This is a genomic window from Sphaerospermopsis torques-reginae ITEP-024, from assembly GCF_019598945.1.
Taxonomy (GTDB): Bacteria; Cyanobacteriota; Cyanobacteriia; order Cyanobacteriales; family Nostocaceae; genus Sphaerospermopsis.
Map to the genome: position 1 here is coordinate 3,525,109 of NZ_CP080598.1, position 18,298 is coordinate 3,543,406.

An 18,298-nucleotide genomic window follows, 5' to 3' on the forward strand; every position below is an offset into this window, starting at 1 on the left:
TACAACTGTATTAAGCCTTTATGGATCTAAAAATCTTTTAAGATTAGCTGCATCTGGAATATGTTAAATAACCGTGACGCAATTGGAAAATGCCTCGAATTACTTTCTCAAGGTTTATATCCTTATGTTGAAGAGAAAATGAAACTTGAGTATACTAATCAATGGCTTGCTCAAGCTGGACAATGCTTATCTCCAGATACAAATTTAAAACGAACTACAGAAGAACGGTTAAAGCAAGATATATCATCATTACTTTCCGTGATGACAAAAAGATGGGACAGAGTATTTAAATCTCATTTATCACCTGTTGAAAGAGGCTTTGCTAGTGAAATTATTGATATTCGCAATAAATGGGCGCATAATACACCATTTTCTACAGAAGATGCTTTTCGTGCAATAGATAGTATTTATCGTTTATTGCAAGCTATTGAAGCAGAAGAACCACAAGAAGTTGAAAAATATAAACAAAAGATTTTTCAAACCCTAATACAAGAACAAAATCGTAGTCAAAAACGTACACAACAGCTATCTAGTCAAGAAATAAGACTTAAAGAACGTTTAGCACCTATTCTTAATGATATTCCTTTTGAAGATGTGACGTTATTAGAAAGAGCATTAACCCATGATTCTTATGCCTACGAAAAGCGAATAAGTAAAGATAATGAGCAATTTGAGTTTTTAGGAGATTCTGTTTTAGGTTTCTTAGCAGGTGCTTATGTTTATAGTAAGTGTGGAGATATTTCTGAAGGGAAATTAAGTAAATTAAAGGAACGGCTAGTTGATAATCCCCAATTAGCTAAACTAGCGAAGAAATTAAATTTAGGTCAATGGGTTTTATTAGGAAAGGGAGAAAAACTACAAGATGGTAGTAACAGAGAATCTTTGCTGAGTGCTACTTTTGAAGCTATTATGGGTGCGTATTATCTGGATTCTGGTATTGAAGCTGTTCAAGATTTAGTATATCCTCTATTTGATGCCATATTTGATCATCAAATTCCTGAAGATATAACTGTAGAGAGTTTAGAAAATCCGATAGGATTGTTACAACAATACGCACAAAAAAATGGATTTGATAAACCTGTATATGAGATTGTTCAAGAAACAGGACCCGATCACGATAAAGAGTTTACTATCCAAGTCAAAATAAATGGTAAAGTCTACGGTCAAGGTAAAGGTAAGAATACAAAAGATGCAAAAAAACAAGCAGCGATAAATGCTTTGCGTAACCTAGAATGAATGTAAGTGCCGACTGGGAATAAATTCCCAGTCTTATATCTGAAGTCATCTAAAGATGACTAAATAGAGAGAATATTTTTAACTTTAGTTAACTTTAATAGTAAAGACAGGTATGCTTGTGGTATAATAACAATAAATCTATATTTAAATGGTAAAGAATTATGAAAAAAATAGAAGTAGAACTCGATCAAGAAACGTATGATAAAATACAACAGCTAACCCAAACTCATCATTGTCAACTTTCCGATCTCATTAAAGCAATGATTGAGCAACTAACGCAACCAGAAATTATCAATGATTCATTTATTGGTAAATGGTCGGATGATGCAGAATTAGTTGATAAAATGATTGAAGATATAAACTTATCTGTTTATAGAAAACAAGACACAAAATCAATGTTGACAGATGAAGAAAAATTAAAAAGATTAAATCAATTATTTGGAATTTGGAAATAATAACCTGAACTAAGAGAAATTTTTGCAGAAATAGATACACAGGTTCAATACATTCTTTAATATTACTTAGATATAAACGTTCATCTTTCATAATGGTACAGCTTCACTTAATACTTTCTCTTTTATTAAATCATGTAAGTTTTCAGGTTCAGCAATATCTACTTTACGCCCTAACAATACTGCCAAATCTTGAGTTAAGGCGATATAATCAAATAAACTGAGATGTGGTTCTAGTTCCACCAAAAAATCTACATCACTATCTGGTGTTGCTTCACCTCTAGCAACTGAACCAAAAATCCGTAGATTATAAGCTCCATATTTAGCAGCAATTTGTAATATTTCCTCACGAAATGGCAGTAATACTTCTTTAATTCCCATAAATTCATTTATTAAAATCACTACTTCTATTGTAACCTAAAATCACACTTAGATACCCAAATTGTTTTTTAAACTTGTCTCTTTACCACTCTGAGATTAGAAGAATATCTGATAAAAATCATTAAAATCACATCCTGTAAATCCTCAAATCCTGGAAATCCTGATTCAGACAAAAACTATCAACATTATTTTACATGGTTGTGAGTCAGAGACTCAATGACAACATTCCCAGCCGGAGACTGGGAACGAGAAATTCTTTAGTTTATCTAAAATCACATTTAAGTTATCCGAATACCTTTCTAAGATAGAAGTAGTGGCTAAAAACCGCCATAGATAAACATGGACTCACAGCAAAATCCCAGGCAGTAACTAAAATGACTTCAGTATCAAAACCTGTAGATTTATCCACCGATAAAGCCTTAGACCGAGATTGTACAACCTTATCCCGTCATGTACTGCAACAACTCCAGAGTTTTGGACCCGATGCCCAGGATTTGAGTGCGTTAATGAATCGGATCGCCTTAGCTGGTAAACTGATTGCCAGACGGTTTACCCGTGCAGGTTTAATGGAAGATGTTCTTGGTTTCACTGGAGAAGTGAATGTCCAAGGTGAATCTGTAAAAAAGATGGATGTCTATGCAAATGAGGTGTTTATTTCCGTATTTAAGCAAAGTGGCTTAGTTTGTCGCTTGGCTTCGGAAGAAATGGAAAAACCTTATTACATCCCCGAAAACTGCCCCATTGGACGTTATACCCTATTATACGATCCCATTGACGGTTCATCTAATACAGATATTAATTTAAGCTTAGGTTCGATTTTTTCCATCCGTCAACAGGAAGGAACAGACTTAGATGGTGAAGCTAAAGACTTACTCGCTAACGGAAGGAAACAACTAGCAGCAGGTTATATTCTTTATGGACCAAGTACCATGCTAGTTTACAGTATTGGTAAAGGTGTACATTTCTTTACCCTTGATCCCAGTTTAGGAGAATTTATTCTCACAGAAGAAAACGTCAAAATTCCTGAACATGGTGCTGTTTATAGTGTTAATGAAGGAAATTTCTGGCAGTGGGAAGAATCCTTTAGAGAGTATATTCGTTATGTTCATCGTACAGAAGGTTATACTGCCCGTTATAGTGGGGCGATGGTGAGCGATATTCACAGAATTTTAGTTCAGGGTGGTGTATTTCTCTATCCTGGTACATTACAAAAACCAGAAGGTAAATTACGACTACTGTATGAAACTGCACCTTTAGCATATTTGATAGAACAGGCTGGAGGTCGCGCTAGTAATGGAACAGAGGATATTTTGGATGTAGTACCAACCAAACTACATGAACGGACACCGTTAATTATTGGTAGTCAACAGGATGTAGCCAAAGTCGAGTCATTTATTCAAAAAGGTCAGTAGCCAAAATCTAGTAAAAGCATTTAGTATGGCCAGTAATCAAAGCTAAACATTGGCACTCTGGGATTGGAATGCAGGACTAGCGTTGTTTCGATAGTAGTTTGAGTAGTGTAGCGGTTAGTTGGATTAATTACCAATTCACTAAGTACATTCCTCACCTACGCTCAAAAACACCGTTATAGGAGTTAAAAAATAGTTATGGCAACCAATCATTTATTAGAGATCAAAAACCACGGTCAAAGTATCTGGATGGATAATTTAAGCCGTGACATTATTCAATCAGGGGAACTGCAAAACCTAGTAGAAAATCAAGGAATCTCTGGTATTACCTCCAACCCAGCCATCTTTGAAAAAGCAATTACTGGTAATGCCATTTATGATGCGGATATTGAAGCGGGGATGCGTGCTGGTTTACCCACATACAAAATTTATGAATCTCTGGTTTTTGCAGATATCCGCAATGCTTGTGATATTTTGCGTCCTGTTTATGATGCCACCAATGGAGTTGATGGTTATGTGAGTATTGAAGTCCCACCAACCATAGCCCATGATACCCAAGCTACAATAGATGAAGCCCGTCGCTATTTCCAAGAAATTGGACGGGAAAATGTGATGATTAAAATTCCGGGAACTGAAGCTGGTTTACCTGCTGTAGAGGCAACAATAGCCGCAGGAATTAACGTTAACATTACCCTATTGTTTGCAGTAGAAAGTTATGTAAATGCAGCTTGGGCTTATATTCGGGGTTTAGAAAAACGGGTAAGTGAAGGTAAAGACATTAGCAAAATTGCTTCCGTAGCCAGCTTTTTCTTGAGTCGGATTGATACCAACATTGATGGCAAGATTGATAGCAAATTACAGAAAGGCGTTGATGATATTACCTTTGAGGCAAAACTTAGGGCTGTAAGAGGAAAAATTGCGATCGCCAATGCAAAAATCGCCTATCAAGAATATCAAAATATAATTGCCAGTGATAGGTGGCAAGCATTAGCAGCCAAAGGGGCAAAAGTGCAGCGTCTACTGTGGGCAAGTACCAGCACCAAAGACCCCAGTTACAGCGATGTCATGTATGTTAACGAATTAATCGGACATGACACAGTAAACACCCTACCACCAGACACTATTAAAGCCTGTGCTGATCATTGTCATGTGAGTGACAGTTTAGAAACAGGAGTTGCAGAAGCTCAAAACCTCATCGAAAGCTTAAAAGATCCTGACATCAATATCAATCTCGATGGAGTGATGTCAGAACTACTTGTAGAGGGTATTGACAAGTTTGTTAAACCCTTCCAGTCCCTAATGAACTCTTTAGAAGAGAAACTCAAGGTATTGTCACCAGTATAGGGAACAGGGAACAGGGAACAGGGAACAGGGAAGAGAGCAGGGGAAGCAGGGGAAGCAGGGGAAGCAGGGGAGGTTGATAATTCAATAATCACCTGTCACCTGTCACCTGTCACCTGTCACCTGTCACCTGTCACCTGTCCCCTAATCTAAAATCCAAAATCTAAAATCCAAAATCCTTATGGTCAGTCTGTTAGAAAATCCCTTGCGGGTTGGTTTACAACAACAGGGGATGGCCGAACCCCAAATTATTGTTATCTTTGGCGCGTCAGGGGATTTAACCTGGCGTAAACTCGTACCTGCATTATTTAAACTCCGTCGGGAAAGACGCATTCCTCCAGAAACCACTATTGTTGGTGTTGCCCGTCGTGACTGGACTCATGATTATTTCCGGGAACAGATGGAAAAAGGAATGCGGGAAGCTCACAGCAAAGTCGAACTGGGAGAACTCTGGCAAGACTTTTCCAAGGGTTTATTTTACTGTTCCGGTGATATTGACAACCCCGAAAGCTATCAAAAACTGAAAAACTTTCTCGCTGAACTCGACCCCCAACGGGGAACACGGGGAAATCGGATGTTTTACCTTTCTGTCGCTCCCAACTTCTTCCCCGAAGCTATTAAACAGCTAGGAGGGGCAGGAATGTTAGATGATCCGTACAAACACCGTCTCGTTATCGAAAAACCCTTCGGGCGTGATTTAGCATCGGCGCAAAGTCTCAACCAAGTAGTCCAGAAGGTTTGTAAAGAAAACCAAGTTTACCGCATTGACCACTATCTGGGTAAAGAAACAGTACAAAACCTGTTAGTGTTCCGTTTTGCCAATGCCATTTTTGAACCATTATGGAATCGGCAATTTGTGGATCACGTACAAATCACCGTAGCTGAAACCGTCGGTGTAGAAGACAGAGCCGGATATTATGAAAGTGCCGGGGCGTTGCGGGATATGCTGCAAAACCACCTCATGCAGTTGTATTGCTTAACCGCAATGGAAGCACCTAACTCAATGGATGCTGACAGTATTCGTACAGAAAAGGTGAAAGTATTACAAGCCACTCGTTTAGCAGATGTCAATAACCTTTCCCGTTCTGCCATTCGCGGACAATATAGCGCCGGTTGGATGAAAGGAGAAAAAGTTCCTGGATATCGAGAAGAACCAGGAGTTGATCCCAATTCCACCACACCCACCTATGTAGCGATGAAATTTGTGGTGGATAACTGGCGCTGGCAAGGTGTACCTTTCTATCTGCGGACAGGGAAACGGATGCCGAAAAAAGTGAGTGAAATTTCCATTCACTTCCGGGAAGTACCTTCCAGAATGTTCCCCTCTGCCGCATTACAAGCAAACGCCAATATTTTAACCATGCGGATACAACCCAATGAGGGTATTTCTCTCCGTTTTGATGTGAAAATGCCCGGTGGTGACTTCCGCACCCGTTCTGTGGATATGGACTTTACTTATGGTTCATTTGGGATTGAGGCCACATCTGATGCCTATGATCGCCTGTTTTTAGATTGTATGATGGGCGACCAAACATTATTTACCCGATCTGACGAAGTAGAAGCTGCTTGGCGTGTAGTTACACCTGCGCTGTCTGTTTGGGACTTACCCGCAGATCCCGCCACTGTTCCTCAGTATGAAGCGGGTACTTGGGAACCAGCAGAAGCTGAATTATTAATCAACCAAGACGGCCGCCGTTGGCGCAGACTCTAGAATTTTAGATTTTAGATTTTAGATTTTGGATTGGTGATTGATGATTAGGAATTGGTAATTAAAAAAATCAAAATTACCAAATAACTAACACTCATTATTCAATCATTAATCCGAAATAGTTTGAATCAGAATTTCTATGATTCATCTAAAATCTAAAATCCCAAATTCAAAACCTAAAATTCTCCAGGATTTCCAGGATTTATCTAAAATCCAAAATCCAAAATCCAAAATCTAAAATCCAAAATTATGGCTACTGAAGCTTCTACAATTTATTCTCTCCAAGCCCCTAAAGATGTTTGTTTGACTGATATTGAAAACGAACTCAGTCAAATTTGGCAAAGTTACGGTATTCAAGGGGAAGAAGGCGGTTTACCTGCGGCTACCCGTGCTGCAACATTTACTCTAGTGGTTTATGAACCAGAAGAAACCCAGTATTTGTTAGCCGCTATTGGTGTTTATAACGGTCCTATTGATGGGATTTTGGGACCCCAAACCCAAACTTCACTCCGGGAACTACAGAAAAAACACCGACTCCCAGAAAGCGGTATTCCCACACCGGAAACCATCAAGGTTTTACGGGAAGAATATTTTAAACTTCAGCACAGTGGGGAACATGGTGATAGTCATGGTGCTGCAATGGGCTATACTTACAGTCCCACCAGTCCCACTATTGCTGATGATATAGCTTTGCGTAACCCTTGCCGGATCATTGCTTTATGTCCGATCGCGGGGGAAGATGAGGGTGTAAAGGCGCAAGTTTCTGCCTATTGTCCTATTCAAAAGCAGTCTTCTAGTACATTAATTTGTTGTGAATACATTACCTTAACTGGTACTGCTGCGGCTTTGGAACGTATTGGGGGGATGATTCCCGCTTTGTTAATTGGTGGTTTGCCTAAGTTTTTATGGTGGAAAGCTACTCCTGATTCTCAAAATCCTTTGTTTAAGAGATTGGCGGCAGTTTGTAATAATGTAATTGTTGATTCTTGTAATTTTAATGCTCCTGAAAGTGATTTATTAACTTTGCAAGATTTGGCTGATACAGGAGTTCCTTTAGCTGATTTAAATTGGCGACGTTTATCTGCATGGCAAGAATTAACAGCCGAAGCTTATGATGCGCCCCAACGTCGTGCAGGTTTGAGGGAAGTTGATCGGGTAAATATTGATTATGAAAAGGGTAATGCTGCCCAAGCTTTATTATTTTTGGGTTGGTTAGCGAGTCGCTTGGAATGGCAACCTGTTTCTTACAGCAAAGAATTTGGTGATTATGATATTACCAATATTGTTTTTGTGTCGAAAGATCAAAGACAAATTAATGCAGAGTTAGCAGGTGTTCCTGTTGCTGATATTGGGGAAATTGTTGGTGATTTGATTGCTTTGCGTTTGAGTTCTACTAATACTCAAGCTAATTGTGGTACGGTAATTTGTTCTGAAACCGGCGGTTGTATGCGGATGGAAACTCAAGGTGGCGCTCAATCTGCTGGTTTATTTCAACAAGTTAGTTCTCTTGCTGAACAAAAACCGGAGTTTTTGTTAAGTCAGCAGGTACAACGTTGGGGGCGTGAGGCTTTGTTTGAGGAAAGTTTATCGGTGATTACGAAAACTATTAAGTTGGGTTAGTTTGTGTTTTTAGATCCCCGATTTTTGAAGAGGTCGGGGATTTTTTTTGTCTGAATCAGGATGTCCAGGATTTGAGGATTTTCAGGATTATTTAATTTGTCTGAATCAGGATGTCCAGGATTTAAGGATTTTCAGGATTTAATAAACCACGAAGGCACGAAGGACACGAAGGAAGAAGAGAGGAAGAGAGATTTTTAAAGATATGCACCACTTTTTACTTCTGACTTCTGACTCCTGACTCCTGCTGTAAAATGTGTTATTATAAATGATAATTTTTTTGTTATTAATTATGGTTTTGGCAATTGTTACTGAACCTGCACCACTGGAAACTACTAAAGATGGTGTGGTTGTTATTCGTAATTCTCGCGTGACTTTAGATACGATTGTTGCTGTTTTTAATCAAGGGGTAACTGCTGAAGAAATAGCTTATCGTTATCCATCTTTGATGCTTGCTGATGTTTATGCTGCTATTGCTTTTTATTTACATCATCAAGAGGAAGTTGATAGTTATTTACAACAAAGACAGCAGCAAAAACAAGAAGTTCGGCAAATTAATGAGGCTCGTTTTAATGCTCAAGATTTGCGAAATAGATTAATTTCTCGTCAAGCAAATCAGAAGGTATGTTAAAGTTTTTAGCTGATGAGAATTTTGATAATACTATTGTGAGAGGATTAATTAGACGTAATCCTAATGTTGATATTATCAGAGTTCAAGATGTTGGTTTGTTGGGTAAAGATGATGTTACTATTCTCGCTTGGGCAGCTACAGAAAATAGATTTCTCTTAACTCATGATGTGGCGACAATTACAAGCTATGCTTATGAACGAATAGCAGCAGGTGAGATGATGCCAGGGGTGATTGAGGTTTCTACAGATGCTAGAATTGGACAGGTAATAGATGATATTTTGTTGTTAGTTGATTGTTGTTTTGATGGAGAGTTAGAAGGACAAATATATTATTTGCCATTTTGATGATTTAGATCCCCGACTTCTTACTATGATCTCTCTTTTTTGGTGAGGTTTATAAAAGAAGTTGGGGATGTTTTTTTGTCTGAATCAGGATGTCCAGGATTTAAGGATTTTCAGGATTTAAGAAACCACGAAGACACGAAGAAACGAAGGAAGAAGGGAAGAAGAGGGATTTTTAGACAGATGCACCACTTTTTTAAGTTTCACGCAAAGACGCAAAGGAAGTAAGGGAAGTGTAAGGGTGTGGTGCAAGTATCTAAAAGTTGCTTTAGTTTTTTCTTTGAGATGTTAAGCTACGTTTTTTATTGATACAATTCCTTTGGAAAGAAAGTCATCAAAAATTGACTCCTGGGATACAGAAGCTACGGTCAGTAATAATGAAATTACAAGTATGAATAGTAACTGATTAGATAAATGCTTCTTGCAGAGTGAAGGCAAAAATAAATGCCTGCCAATTATTTCTTTTAACATACTCCCCTCCTTTTTTTCTGACTGGAGGGGATTTTATTACTTTATTGACCCACTGACTTCACAAATTCCCCCCTGGCGTTCACGAAGTGCAGCGTAGCTATCGCTCTTCCTCATAACTAGCAACTTGGGTTACATAAACTTTTGAGTGACTGATTGGTAATATAAATCTTTTAATCTGTCTTCCGCACACAGAAAATACAATTTTCCATTGGTCTGACATCAGTAACATAAATAATTCCTCCTAAATTGCCATTCTCTTCTGGAATTAAAGACAATCCATATCTCGCCAGTATTTCTAGAATTTCCTCTGGTTGATACAGATAAAAACTACGTTGATCGTTAAATTCTACATCATGAATAATTTGAGTTCCATGACCAGACCTAAACATTAACTGAATGATTCCACCAGGCTTAAGTATTCGTGTCCACTCTGGAAAGGTTACATTAGTTAAAGAATTGAGATTAATGTGTTGAATTACTGTATTGCAAATAATAAAATCAAAGGAATGATCAGGGACATCAAGTGGCTGCGTCAAATCAGCCAAAAAAAGCCGATCAGCCAATGAAGGATGATACTCCAGTGCCGTTTGGATATTTTCTGGAACTACATCCATACCATACATATCATAACCATCTTCATAAAAGCAGAATACCTCCCGGGCAAGAGGACCACAACCAGCATCAATTCCTTTTGCACCAGGAGCAACAAGTTCTTTTACTTGACGAATGAGGTCGAGATCATTTTTGAAGCCAGGATGAGAAATATTCGTGTATTCTGACCAAGATTCGTTGAGAATCTTAGCAAATACTCCTGCTTGTCTTGCATAAAAATCACGTGCTTCTGCCTGAATGTGATCTGAACTTAAATCAGTGGAATTATAACCTACAACATTACGACTTAAAATATTTGATTTTACCATTTTATTACACCTTGAAAGTAGTTTATATGCAGTAATGAAGCATCTATAGGAATCTGGTTTTGTTTCTAATCAAAGGGAGCATAACATTCTATACTAGTCCTTTAGATAATTCTTAATTTTTTCTTAAACATTGCCTAATAATTGGTTAAATTTTATTAAAACCCCCTGATTATGCTTTTTTTGCTGTATAAACAGAGCTGTATAAACAGAAAAGTTAAGCTCATTCCCCGGCTCAACGATAAAAAAAATCTTATAGATTGATATGCGAAAAAATCCTTTTGAAAGTAATCTAGCACTGGAACACAGTTGTTATGCCAAGTTTGATGGAACAGAATTTAAAATACTTGAGAGTGGTACAAAAATATCAGAGAAGGTAACTGAAGTACACGCTGAATTTCGGGAGAAAATATTGCATCGCACTCCTCCTTTTACTTGTATGGGTGCAACATCCGTATTTAACCAGAATAACTATCGTTTCAGTATGTACAGTGATATGTGTACAAAAGAAACTACCTTAGCATTGGCTCGAAATTTATTCACTTTTGTGAATGAACAAGATAGCATGAATAGTCACTTCACAGCATTTATTGCTGTGTTTGAAAAACCAATACCAGAAGATGAACACCACTTTGAAAAACTGGTGTGGAGTCAACTACAAATGTTACATGATGAAGATAGCCGTTACCATGATTGGGACACCCAATTCAGCAACGATATCAATAATCATAAATTTTCATACAGTTTTGCTGAAAGAAGCTTTTTCATTATTGGAATGCACCCTGGAAGTTCTCGAATTGCTAGGCAATTTTCCTACCCACTTCTAGTATTTAATGCCAGTCGTCAATTTGATCATTTAGTTGAAACTAACCAATTCCATAACTTCGTCAGAATTATTCGGGAGCGTGACGTAGCTCTGCAAGGTAGTATTAATCCTAATCTGCCAGCAAAATATGACCATAGTCGTCCTGAAGAACCTGAAGTCAGACAATATTCTGGACGTGCAGTAGAAAAAGATTGGCAATGTCCTTTAGTTGTACACCAGAAGAAACATAAGCATAATCAATAATGAATCAGTGAAGTTTTAATGCCATGAAAAAAAATATTAAAAAATATCGCTTCAGCAATTCTATTTATCATCAAATAAAACCGCTTTTAAAACTTGATCAGTGGCATTGTTGGTTGGCTTTAGCAGAAGACTGGATAGTTATTTGTTTTGCTATTTCCATTAGCTATTATTTGTCTTGGTACTTTTATCCTGTTACCATACTACTCATCGGTTCACGTCAGAGAGCATTAGCCACATTGCTCCATGAAGCAGCCCATCAAGTAATTGCCAAAAATCGCACCTTAAACTTTATGATGGGTACTTTTTTCTCAGGATATTTCATTCTGCAAACAATGTCATCTTATCGGAAATCTCATGTTGAAAAACATCATAGATATTTTGGCAATCCGGACGAAGATCCTGACTACAAGTTTGCAATTTCTCAAGGATTATATCAACAGAGTTTGGATGATAAAACCTTTCAGATGCTTTATATTTTTTCTCCTTTGCTACTTGCTCAAGTACCTAAATATATAAAATCTTTATTAATTCACCGTTTCCTAGAAGATCAAAATTATCTAGAACTGGTTGCTATTGGATTGTGGTGGCTAACAATTATTAGCCTCAGCATTTTATTTAACCTATGGCAATATTTAATTCTCTTCTGGTTAATTCCTTATTTGACGGTTTTTCAAATCATTGGCTGGTTTATTGAATTAGCCGAGCATTACCCTTTAATGAATAATGATATCAATTTGTATATGAGTCGTAACCGCAACAGCCATTTTATTGAGAAATTTCTAACAGGTATGCATAATGAAAACTACCATTTAGTACATCACCTATTTCCCAATATTCCTTTCTGGAATGTGCCTAAAGCACACGAAATATTGATGCAAGATCCAAATTATGCCCAACATCACAGTCAAAGTGGAGGAATAGTCTGGTCAAATAATAATGCACCTAGTATTTTATCAGGACTTACACAAGTGTCATCATAAATATCTATTGTAGGGTGCGTCAGATATCAATAATCTATTTATTTGCTTGATTTATGGAATCTGACGCACCCTACCAATGTGCTTTGTTGCGTAAGTCCTATTTATGTCTCAAGTCTGAACATAGGTGTACAATTCCAATGGGGGAAAATAAATGAAAATTCAACCTGCTTTATTAGAAATGTGGCTGTCTGAATATGAACGAGTACCTTATAACTTAGGAGAAAGCAGTGTTGATAATTTTACCTTGGGAGAATTACTAAATCTTACAGGAGATCGTGATGCTCTTGATCAACTCAGCCTCATGAATAACGACACCCACGGCTCCCTGAGATTACGTGAAGCGATCGCCTCATTAGATAAATCAGTATCCCCAGATGATATTTTAGTGACTGCTGGGACAACAGAAGCCATATTAATTTATTTTAAAGTACGTTACCGTTCCGGTGCTAATGTCGTTGTTCCAGTACCAACCTTCCATGTACTTTATGAAACTCCAGCTTTTTTAGGTTACGAGGTACGCTATCTGCAATTACGAGCAGAAAATGGTTTTCGCATTGATCCTCAAGAATTAGCCAAGTTAGTTGATGATAATACTGAAGTAATAGTTTTGAATACTCCACAAAATCCTAGTGGTGTTGTTTGCTCAGAAACAGAAATTCAGTCCATAATTGAGATTGCAGAAAAGCATAATGCAGAAATTTTAGCTGATGAGCATTACCGTTTTTTACCCCATGATCAAGACACAGAAATTCTGCCTTCGTTGTATGGACTTTCACCCAAAATCATCAGTTTAGGTTCTACAGGTAAATGCTTTGGTTGTATTGGGTTACGCATTGGTTGGCTGATTGGCAACCCAGAAATAATTAAAGCTTGTCACTTTTTCAAAGACTACACAACCCACACTGTCTGCGTCCTTAATGATTACATCGCTGCTGGAGTCTTATTACACAAAGGCAAAATTTTACCCCGTTATCGTCAGATGATTCAGCACAATATTCAGCAGTTTGAAACTTTTATCAAACAACAACGGGGATTAATTGACTGGGTTAAACCTGAAGCGGGTACTATCGCTTTTCCGTTTTTTACCGATCCAAATATCAACAGCAAAATAGTAGCCAAACGTCTGGTAGAAGATCATGGAGTGTTGTTGCTACCTGGTGAAGCATTTGATCGCCCCAGTCATTTCCGCATAGCTTTGGGTGTTGAACCAAGCCTTTTTCAGTACGCATTGGAAAAACTTGCTATTGTGATAGAAACTTCATGATGAGTATTCAAACGTTAAATTTTACTCAATCTGAACTTGAAGAAATAGACATTCTTTTAGATCAAGTTACTGCTAACTATAGCCATGCAGAACAACCGGAATTGATTGACACTGCTGCGGTATTAGCCCAAAGTTTGCCCCTACGCCTGCGTCAATTTTTACATGAGTTCAAATTGCGAGAAACCGCTCCTGCTTGTCTCATCAAGGGTTATCCAGTTAATGATAATACTATTGGCGCTACTCCTGAACATTGGGCAGGTCATGAAGATGCCAAGCGCACTAAACGAGAGCAAATTGTGTTTGTTTTGTGCAGTGCTTTACTGGGAGAAATATTTGGTTGGCTAACACAGCAAAATGCCTATCTGATCCACGATGTTTTTCCAATTAAAGGCTATGAACAGGATCAAATTGGTTCTGGTAGTGAAGCACTACTGCTTTGGCATACTGAAGATGCTTATCATCCTGCTCGTGGTGACTACTTGGGGCTAATGTGTTTGCGTAATCCTTGCCAGAGTATAACCACTATTGGTTCAGTGGATTCATTAAAAAAACTGACTCAGCAGCAATTAGATATCTTGTTTCAACCACGTTTTATTATTCGCCCAGATAATGCCCATCATGCCGATAATAATTATCAAACAGAAACTGATTTAGATACTCATCTTCAGAATGCTTACAATCAAATAAAGCATAAAATTATCTCCCAAGATAATGCTATGGCTTTGCTATATGGAGAACCTAGCGCACCCTATTTGTGTGTTGATCCAGCTTATATGGAAGCAACAGATGAAGAAGCTAAACAGACTTTGCAAGCCTTGATTGATGCTATTGACATTGAAATCATGGATGTAATTTTACAACCCGGTGATATTTGTTTCGTAGATAATTTCCGTGCTGTGCATGGGAGAAAACCATTTAAAGCCAATTATGATGGTAATGATCGGTGGTTAAAGCGAATTAATATCACACGCGATCTTCGCAAATCTAAAACATATCGTTCTCATCCTACATCTCGAATTATTGATAAAGTACCTTCATAAATCCTTCATAAATTATGTTAAAAGATTCCCCAAAATCCCATGCTTTCTTTGAACGCGCACAAAAAGTTATCCCCTTTGGTGTTAATTCCAGCCACCGCTACTGGGGCGAAAATACACCTGTAATTCAGCGTGGTGAAGGAGCGTATGTTTATGACTTTGACGGAAAAAGCTATATTGATTACCGTCTAGGTTTTGGTCCAGTTATTCTTGGTCATGCTCATCCTTTTGTTAATCAGCGTGTCATTGCAGCAATACAAAATGGTGTAAGTTTTTCTGCAACTCAAGAATATGAAGTCCGGGTAGCTGAACATATCATCAAGATGTGTCCTTCTGTTGACATGGTACGTCTGGATAATAGTGGTTCTGATGCTACCCGCCATGCAATTCGTCTGGCCAGAGGTTACACTGGACGAGATCTAGTGTTGAAATTTGAAGGTGCTTATCACGGTGATTACGATTATATGCTTTGGACAACACCAGATAGTCTTAAAAGCCGTGTGGGAAAACGAGGCGAGCCAATTGGACATAAAACCAGTCAAGGTGTACCAGACTTAGTATCTCAATTGTTATTAATAGCAGTTTGGAATGATCGTGAGGGAATAGAAAAACTGTTAAAGGAAAAAGGAGATAGTATTGCTGCCATTATTGTCGAGCCGATTCTTGCTAATGCAGGTGGCTTGATGCCGGAACCTGGATTTTTGCAATTCCTCCGTAATCAATGTGATATTTATGGTATTGTTTTAATTTTCGATGAAGTTAAAACTGGTTTTCGCATCGCACCAGGAGGAGCAGGTGAATATTTTGGCGTACAGGCTGACTTGAGTGCCTATGCTAAAGCTATGGGTAATGGCTATCCGATTTCTGCTATTGGTGGCAAGCGTGACATTATGATGACCATAGCACCAGGTAAGGTGGTACATGCAGGAACTTATACAGGAAATGTAGTAGTTACTGCTGCGGCCGATGCTACCCTTGAATATATGCAACAGCAGGATGTATTTGGGCATCTCAACCACGTTGGACAACAACTGATGGACGGTTTAGATGAAATTCTGACTCGCCATCAAATTAATCATCATATTCATGGTTTACCCTCATTGTTTGGTTTAACTTTGTCAGAATCTAATCCCAAAGATTGGCGTGATGTTGTTGATACCAATTTGGAATTATCTGAACAACTACTGATTGAATTGGTCAATGCTGGTATTATGACTGATTCTGATCCACAACAAACTTGGTATGTGTGTGAGTCTCACACGTCTGAAGATATTGCAGAAACACTAAATAGGTTTGAAACTGCCCTGCGTAAAGCTTTACAGAAATAAAAAACTTCATTATCTGTAATTTAATGGCTAATTTACAGCAGTTTTCGTTAGCGTAGCGTGACGACGTAGGAGTCATTGTTATGAGGTACACTCATGGCAGGCAGGCAAGATGCCTACCATACAATAGTTTTACTATTCATATCTGTACTTCATTTACCTGCAATCTGCTACAAGTGTATCTAGGTTTTAAAAAGGAGATAAAAATGGAACTCAAGTTTCAAGAAAATGATTTTCAATCTTTTGAACCAATACCTTATCTGAATGAATACTTTAATTATCCTTCAGATTATTATGGGGGTGTAGGATTTGAGAATGAACAATTCCTACAATTCTTTGCTGAAGTTGCCCATGAATATCATCTCAATAACTATTTGCTATTAGATTTCGGTTGTGGTCCTACTATTTATTCTATCCTCAGCTTAGGACGGAATTGCCGTGAAATACATATGAGTGATTATTTACAACAAAATTTAGAGCAGGTTCAGCTTTGGCAACAAGGAAAGCCCCAAGCTTTCGATTGGTATCCTTATCTGCGTCGCGCCTTGCAAATGGAAACTGCGTTAAATCAGAATCAGCCTTTAGATAGTTTTTTAGATGTTACAGATGAAGAAATAGAAGAACGGGCAAGATTGCTACGGGAAAAAATAACTTCTATCAGAAAAGGCAATGCTCGTGCTACTAATCCTGTGGGAGAAGAAGGAAAGGCATTATATGAAGCGGTGGTTTCTTCTTTCTGTTTAGAAGGTGTAGCACAAGATTTAGCTGAATGGAAAAATTTGATAACTAATTTGTCTTCCACAATTAAACCAGGGGGTTTATTGATATTTGCTACTCAAATTGAAGCTGATAGTTATCGAATTGGAGAGGGTTACGGCACAGTGGTTAATCTCACTGAACAAGATATTGTGCAGACATTATTGAATTGTAATTTCGAGTCAGGTTCAATCAAAACAAAGGAACTTAAAGGCGGTCCGAATCACACTGAGTACGATAAATTCCTGATGTTGACAGCCAGACTTGCTGTGTGAAAACTATGAGTGAGCATTTTCCCATTGATTTACGCAGTGATACAGTTACCCAACCGACACCATCTATGCGTCAAGCTATGGCTGAAGCGATAGTAGGTGACGATGTTTATGGAGAAGATCCAACGGTTAACCGACTGGAACGAGTAGCAGCAGAACTTTTAGGTAAAGAGTCTGCTATGTTTGTACCTAGTGGCACGATGGGTAATCTCATCTGTATGTTAACTCATTGTGGACGTGGAGAAGAAGTGATTATTGGTGATCAAGCTCATCTGTTTTTGTATGAACGTGGTGGCAGTGCTGTATTGGGGGGTATTCATCCTTACACTGTCAGCACAGCAACAGATGGTACTCTTCCTTTATCAGAAATCCGCGCTGCTGTAAGACCTGATGATATTCATTGTCCGAGAACAAAGCTATTATGTGTGGAAAATACACAAGCACAACGAGGCGGTTTGCCTTTATCATTAACTTATTTACACAGCTTGCGTGATTTGGCGAATGAGTTAGGATTAAGATTGCACTGTGATGGAGCGCGTTTGTGGAACGCATCTGTGGCAATTGGGGTTGAACCTAGTGTTTTATCTTCACCTTTTGATTCTTTATCTGTCTGTTTATCAAAGGGTCTGGCTGCACCTATTGGTTCTCTTGTGATCGGAACACAGTCATTTATTGATGAAGCACGGCGGTTACGTAAACTATTGGGTGGTGGTATGCGTCAAGTTGGAGCGATCGCCTCTGCTGGTTTAATTGCCCTAGAACAAATGAGGGAAAGACTGGCTATTGATCATGAAAACGCCCAATTTTTAGCTGAAGGTTTACGTGAATGTGGTTATGAAATCACTCATCCTGTGCGGACTAATATCATATTTTTTCGCCAGCATGAGCAAGATACCTTATCTCTCCAGGAAAGATTAGCTGTTTGGAAAAACTCTGGCTTGTTAGTCTCAGATTTTGGCGATCGCACAATTCGCGCAGTTACCCATTATGGTATTGAACGCAAAGATATTAATCAAGCAATTTCTATTTTACAACAAGTCTAGTCTGGTATAAAAATTAGGACTTACGTAAAAGTACCAAATCGGGAAAGA

17 protein-coding genes are annotated in these 18,298 nt (G+C 38.2%); 15 read left to right on the forward strand and 2 right to left on the reverse strand.

Annotation, left to right across the window (positions count from 1 at the left end):
* The first annotated feature begins 60 nt into the window (after window positions 1-60).
* Window positions 61-1,236, forward strand: coding sequence for a ribonuclease III (gene rnc, locus K2F26_RS16405; RefSeq protein WP_220608662.1), 1,176 nt, complete (start codon window positions 61-63; stop codon window positions 1,234-1,236).
* 161 nt (window positions 1,237-1,397) lie between these two features.
* Complete coding sequence (locus tag K2F26_RS16410) at window positions 1,398-1,691, forward strand: hypothetical protein (RefSeq protein WP_246605393.1); 294 nt, start codon at window positions 1,398-1,400, stop codon at window positions 1,689-1,691.
* An 87-nt stretch (window positions 1,692-1,778) separates the two neighbouring features.
* Here the strand turns inward: K2F26_RS16410 and K2F26_RS16415 are convergent, their stop codons facing one another.
* The gene (locus K2F26_RS16415) at window positions 1,779-2,069 is read right to left on the reverse strand and encodes a nucleotidyltransferase family protein (protein WP_220608663.1); all 291 of its coding nucleotides are present in this window, start codon (window positions 2,067-2,069) and stop codon (window positions 1,779-1,781) included.
* 374 nt (window positions 2,070-2,443) lie between these two features.
* Here K2F26_RS16415 and fbp point away from each other — a divergent pair, with 374 nt between their 5' ends.
* From fbp to K2F26_RS16445, 6 genes are all read left to right on the forward strand, one after another.
* Window positions 2,444-3,481, forward strand: coding sequence for a class 1 fructose-bisphosphatase (gene fbp, locus K2F26_RS16420; RefSeq protein WP_220608664.1), 1,038 nt, complete (start codon window positions 2,444-2,446; stop codon window positions 3,479-3,481).
* A 195-nt stretch (window positions 3,482-3,676) separates the two neighbouring features.
* Window positions 3,677-4,822: a transaldolase gene (gene tal, locus K2F26_RS16425; protein ID WP_220608665.1), complete on the forward strand. Its 1,146-nt coding sequence runs from the start codon at window positions 3,677-3,679 to the stop codon at window positions 4,820-4,822.
* A gap of 178 nt (window positions 4,823-5,000) precedes the next feature.
* Window positions 5,001-6,530, forward strand: a complete 1,530-nt coding sequence (gene zwf / locus K2F26_RS16430; RefSeq protein ID WP_220608666.1) for a glucose-6-phosphate dehydrogenase — start codon at window positions 5,001-5,003, stop codon at window positions 6,528-6,530.
* A gap of 246 nt (window positions 6,531-6,776) precedes the next feature.
* Window positions 6,777-8,147 (forward strand): glucose-6-phosphate dehydrogenase assembly protein OpcA, encoded by a 1,371-nt coding sequence (opcA, locus tag K2F26_RS16435; RefSeq protein ID WP_220608667.1) that lies wholly within the window; start codon window positions 6,777-6,779, stop codon window positions 8,145-8,147.
* Window positions 8,148-8,412: 265 nt separating this feature from the next.
* On the forward strand, window positions 8,413-8,775 hold the full coding sequence (locus K2F26_RS16440; protein ID WP_246605394.1) for a DUF433 domain-containing protein: 363 nt from the start codon (window positions 8,413-8,415) through the stop codon (window positions 8,773-8,775).
* Window positions 8,769-9,119 (forward strand): DUF5615 family PIN-like protein, encoded by a 351-nt coding sequence (locus K2F26_RS16445; RefSeq protein WP_220608668.1) that lies wholly within the window; start codon window positions 8,769-8,771, stop codon window positions 9,117-9,119. The genes K2F26_RS16440 and K2F26_RS16445 overlap by 7 nt, the downstream gene beginning before the upstream one ends.
* A 638-nt stretch (window positions 9,120-9,757) precedes the next feature.
* Here K2F26_RS16445 and gntJ read toward each other — a convergent pair.
* Entirely contained in the window at window positions 9,758-10,507 is a 750-nt protein-coding gene (gene gntJ / locus K2F26_RS16450; protein WP_220608669.1) for a guanitoxin biosynthesis guanitoxin forming phosphate O-methyltransferase GntJ, read from the reverse strand.
* A gap of 262 nt (window positions 10,508-10,769) precedes the next feature.
* Here gntJ and gntA point away from each other — a divergent pair, with 262 nt between their 5' ends.
* From gntA to ltaE, 7 genes are all read left to right on the forward strand, one after another.
* Window positions 10,770-11,573, forward strand: a complete 804-nt coding sequence (gntA, locus tag K2F26_RS16455) for a guanitoxin biosynthesis heme-dependent pre-guanitoxin N-hydroxylase GntA (protein ID WP_220608670.1) — start codon at window positions 10,770-10,772, stop codon at window positions 11,571-11,573.
* Window positions 11,574-11,596: 23 nt separating this feature from the next.
* Window positions 11,597-12,553: a guanitoxin biosynthesis L-arginine gamma (S) hydroxylase gene (gntB, locus tag K2F26_RS16460; RefSeq protein WP_220608671.1), complete on the forward strand. Its 957-nt coding sequence runs from the start codon at window positions 11,597-11,599 to the stop codon at window positions 12,551-12,553.
* 151 nt (window positions 12,554-12,704) lie between these two features.
* A complete protein-coding gene (locus K2F26_RS16465) occupies window positions 12,705-13,817 on the forward strand; it encodes an aminotransferase class I/II-fold pyridoxal phosphate-dependent enzyme (RefSeq protein ID WP_220608672.1) in 1,113 nt (370 codons plus the stop codon).
* Window positions 13,814-14,857, forward strand: a complete 1,044-nt coding sequence (gntD, locus tag K2F26_RS16470) for a guanitoxin biosynthesis L-enduracididine beta-hydroxylase GntD (RefSeq protein ID WP_220608673.1) — start codon at window positions 13,814-13,816, stop codon at window positions 14,855-14,857. Before K2F26_RS16465 ends, gntD begins: the two co-directional genes overlap by 4 nt.
* A gap of 14 nt (window positions 14,858-14,871) precedes the next feature.
* The gene (gene gntE, locus K2F26_RS16475; protein WP_220608674.1) at window positions 14,872-16,182 is read left to right on the forward strand and encodes a guanitoxin biosynthesis PLP-dependent transaminase GntE; all 1,311 of its coding nucleotides are present in this window, start codon (window positions 14,872-14,874) and stop codon (window positions 16,180-16,182) included.
* 203 nt (window positions 16,183-16,385) lie between these two features.
* On the forward strand, window positions 16,386-17,210 hold the full coding sequence (gene gntF, locus K2F26_RS16480; protein WP_220608675.1) for a guanitoxin biosynthesis pre-guanitoxin forming N-methyltransferase GntF: 825 nt from the start codon (window positions 16,386-16,388) through the stop codon (window positions 17,208-17,210).
* A 5-nt stretch (window positions 17,211-17,215) separates the two neighbouring features.
* Window positions 17,216-18,250 carry a low-specificity L-threonine aldolase gene (gene ltaE / locus K2F26_RS16485; protein ID WP_220608676.1) on the forward strand — a complete coding sequence of 345 codons (1,035 nt, stop codon included), beginning with the start codon at window positions 17,216-17,218 and terminating at the stop codon, window positions 18,248-18,250.
* Window positions 18,251-18,298 lie beyond the last annotated feature (48 nt).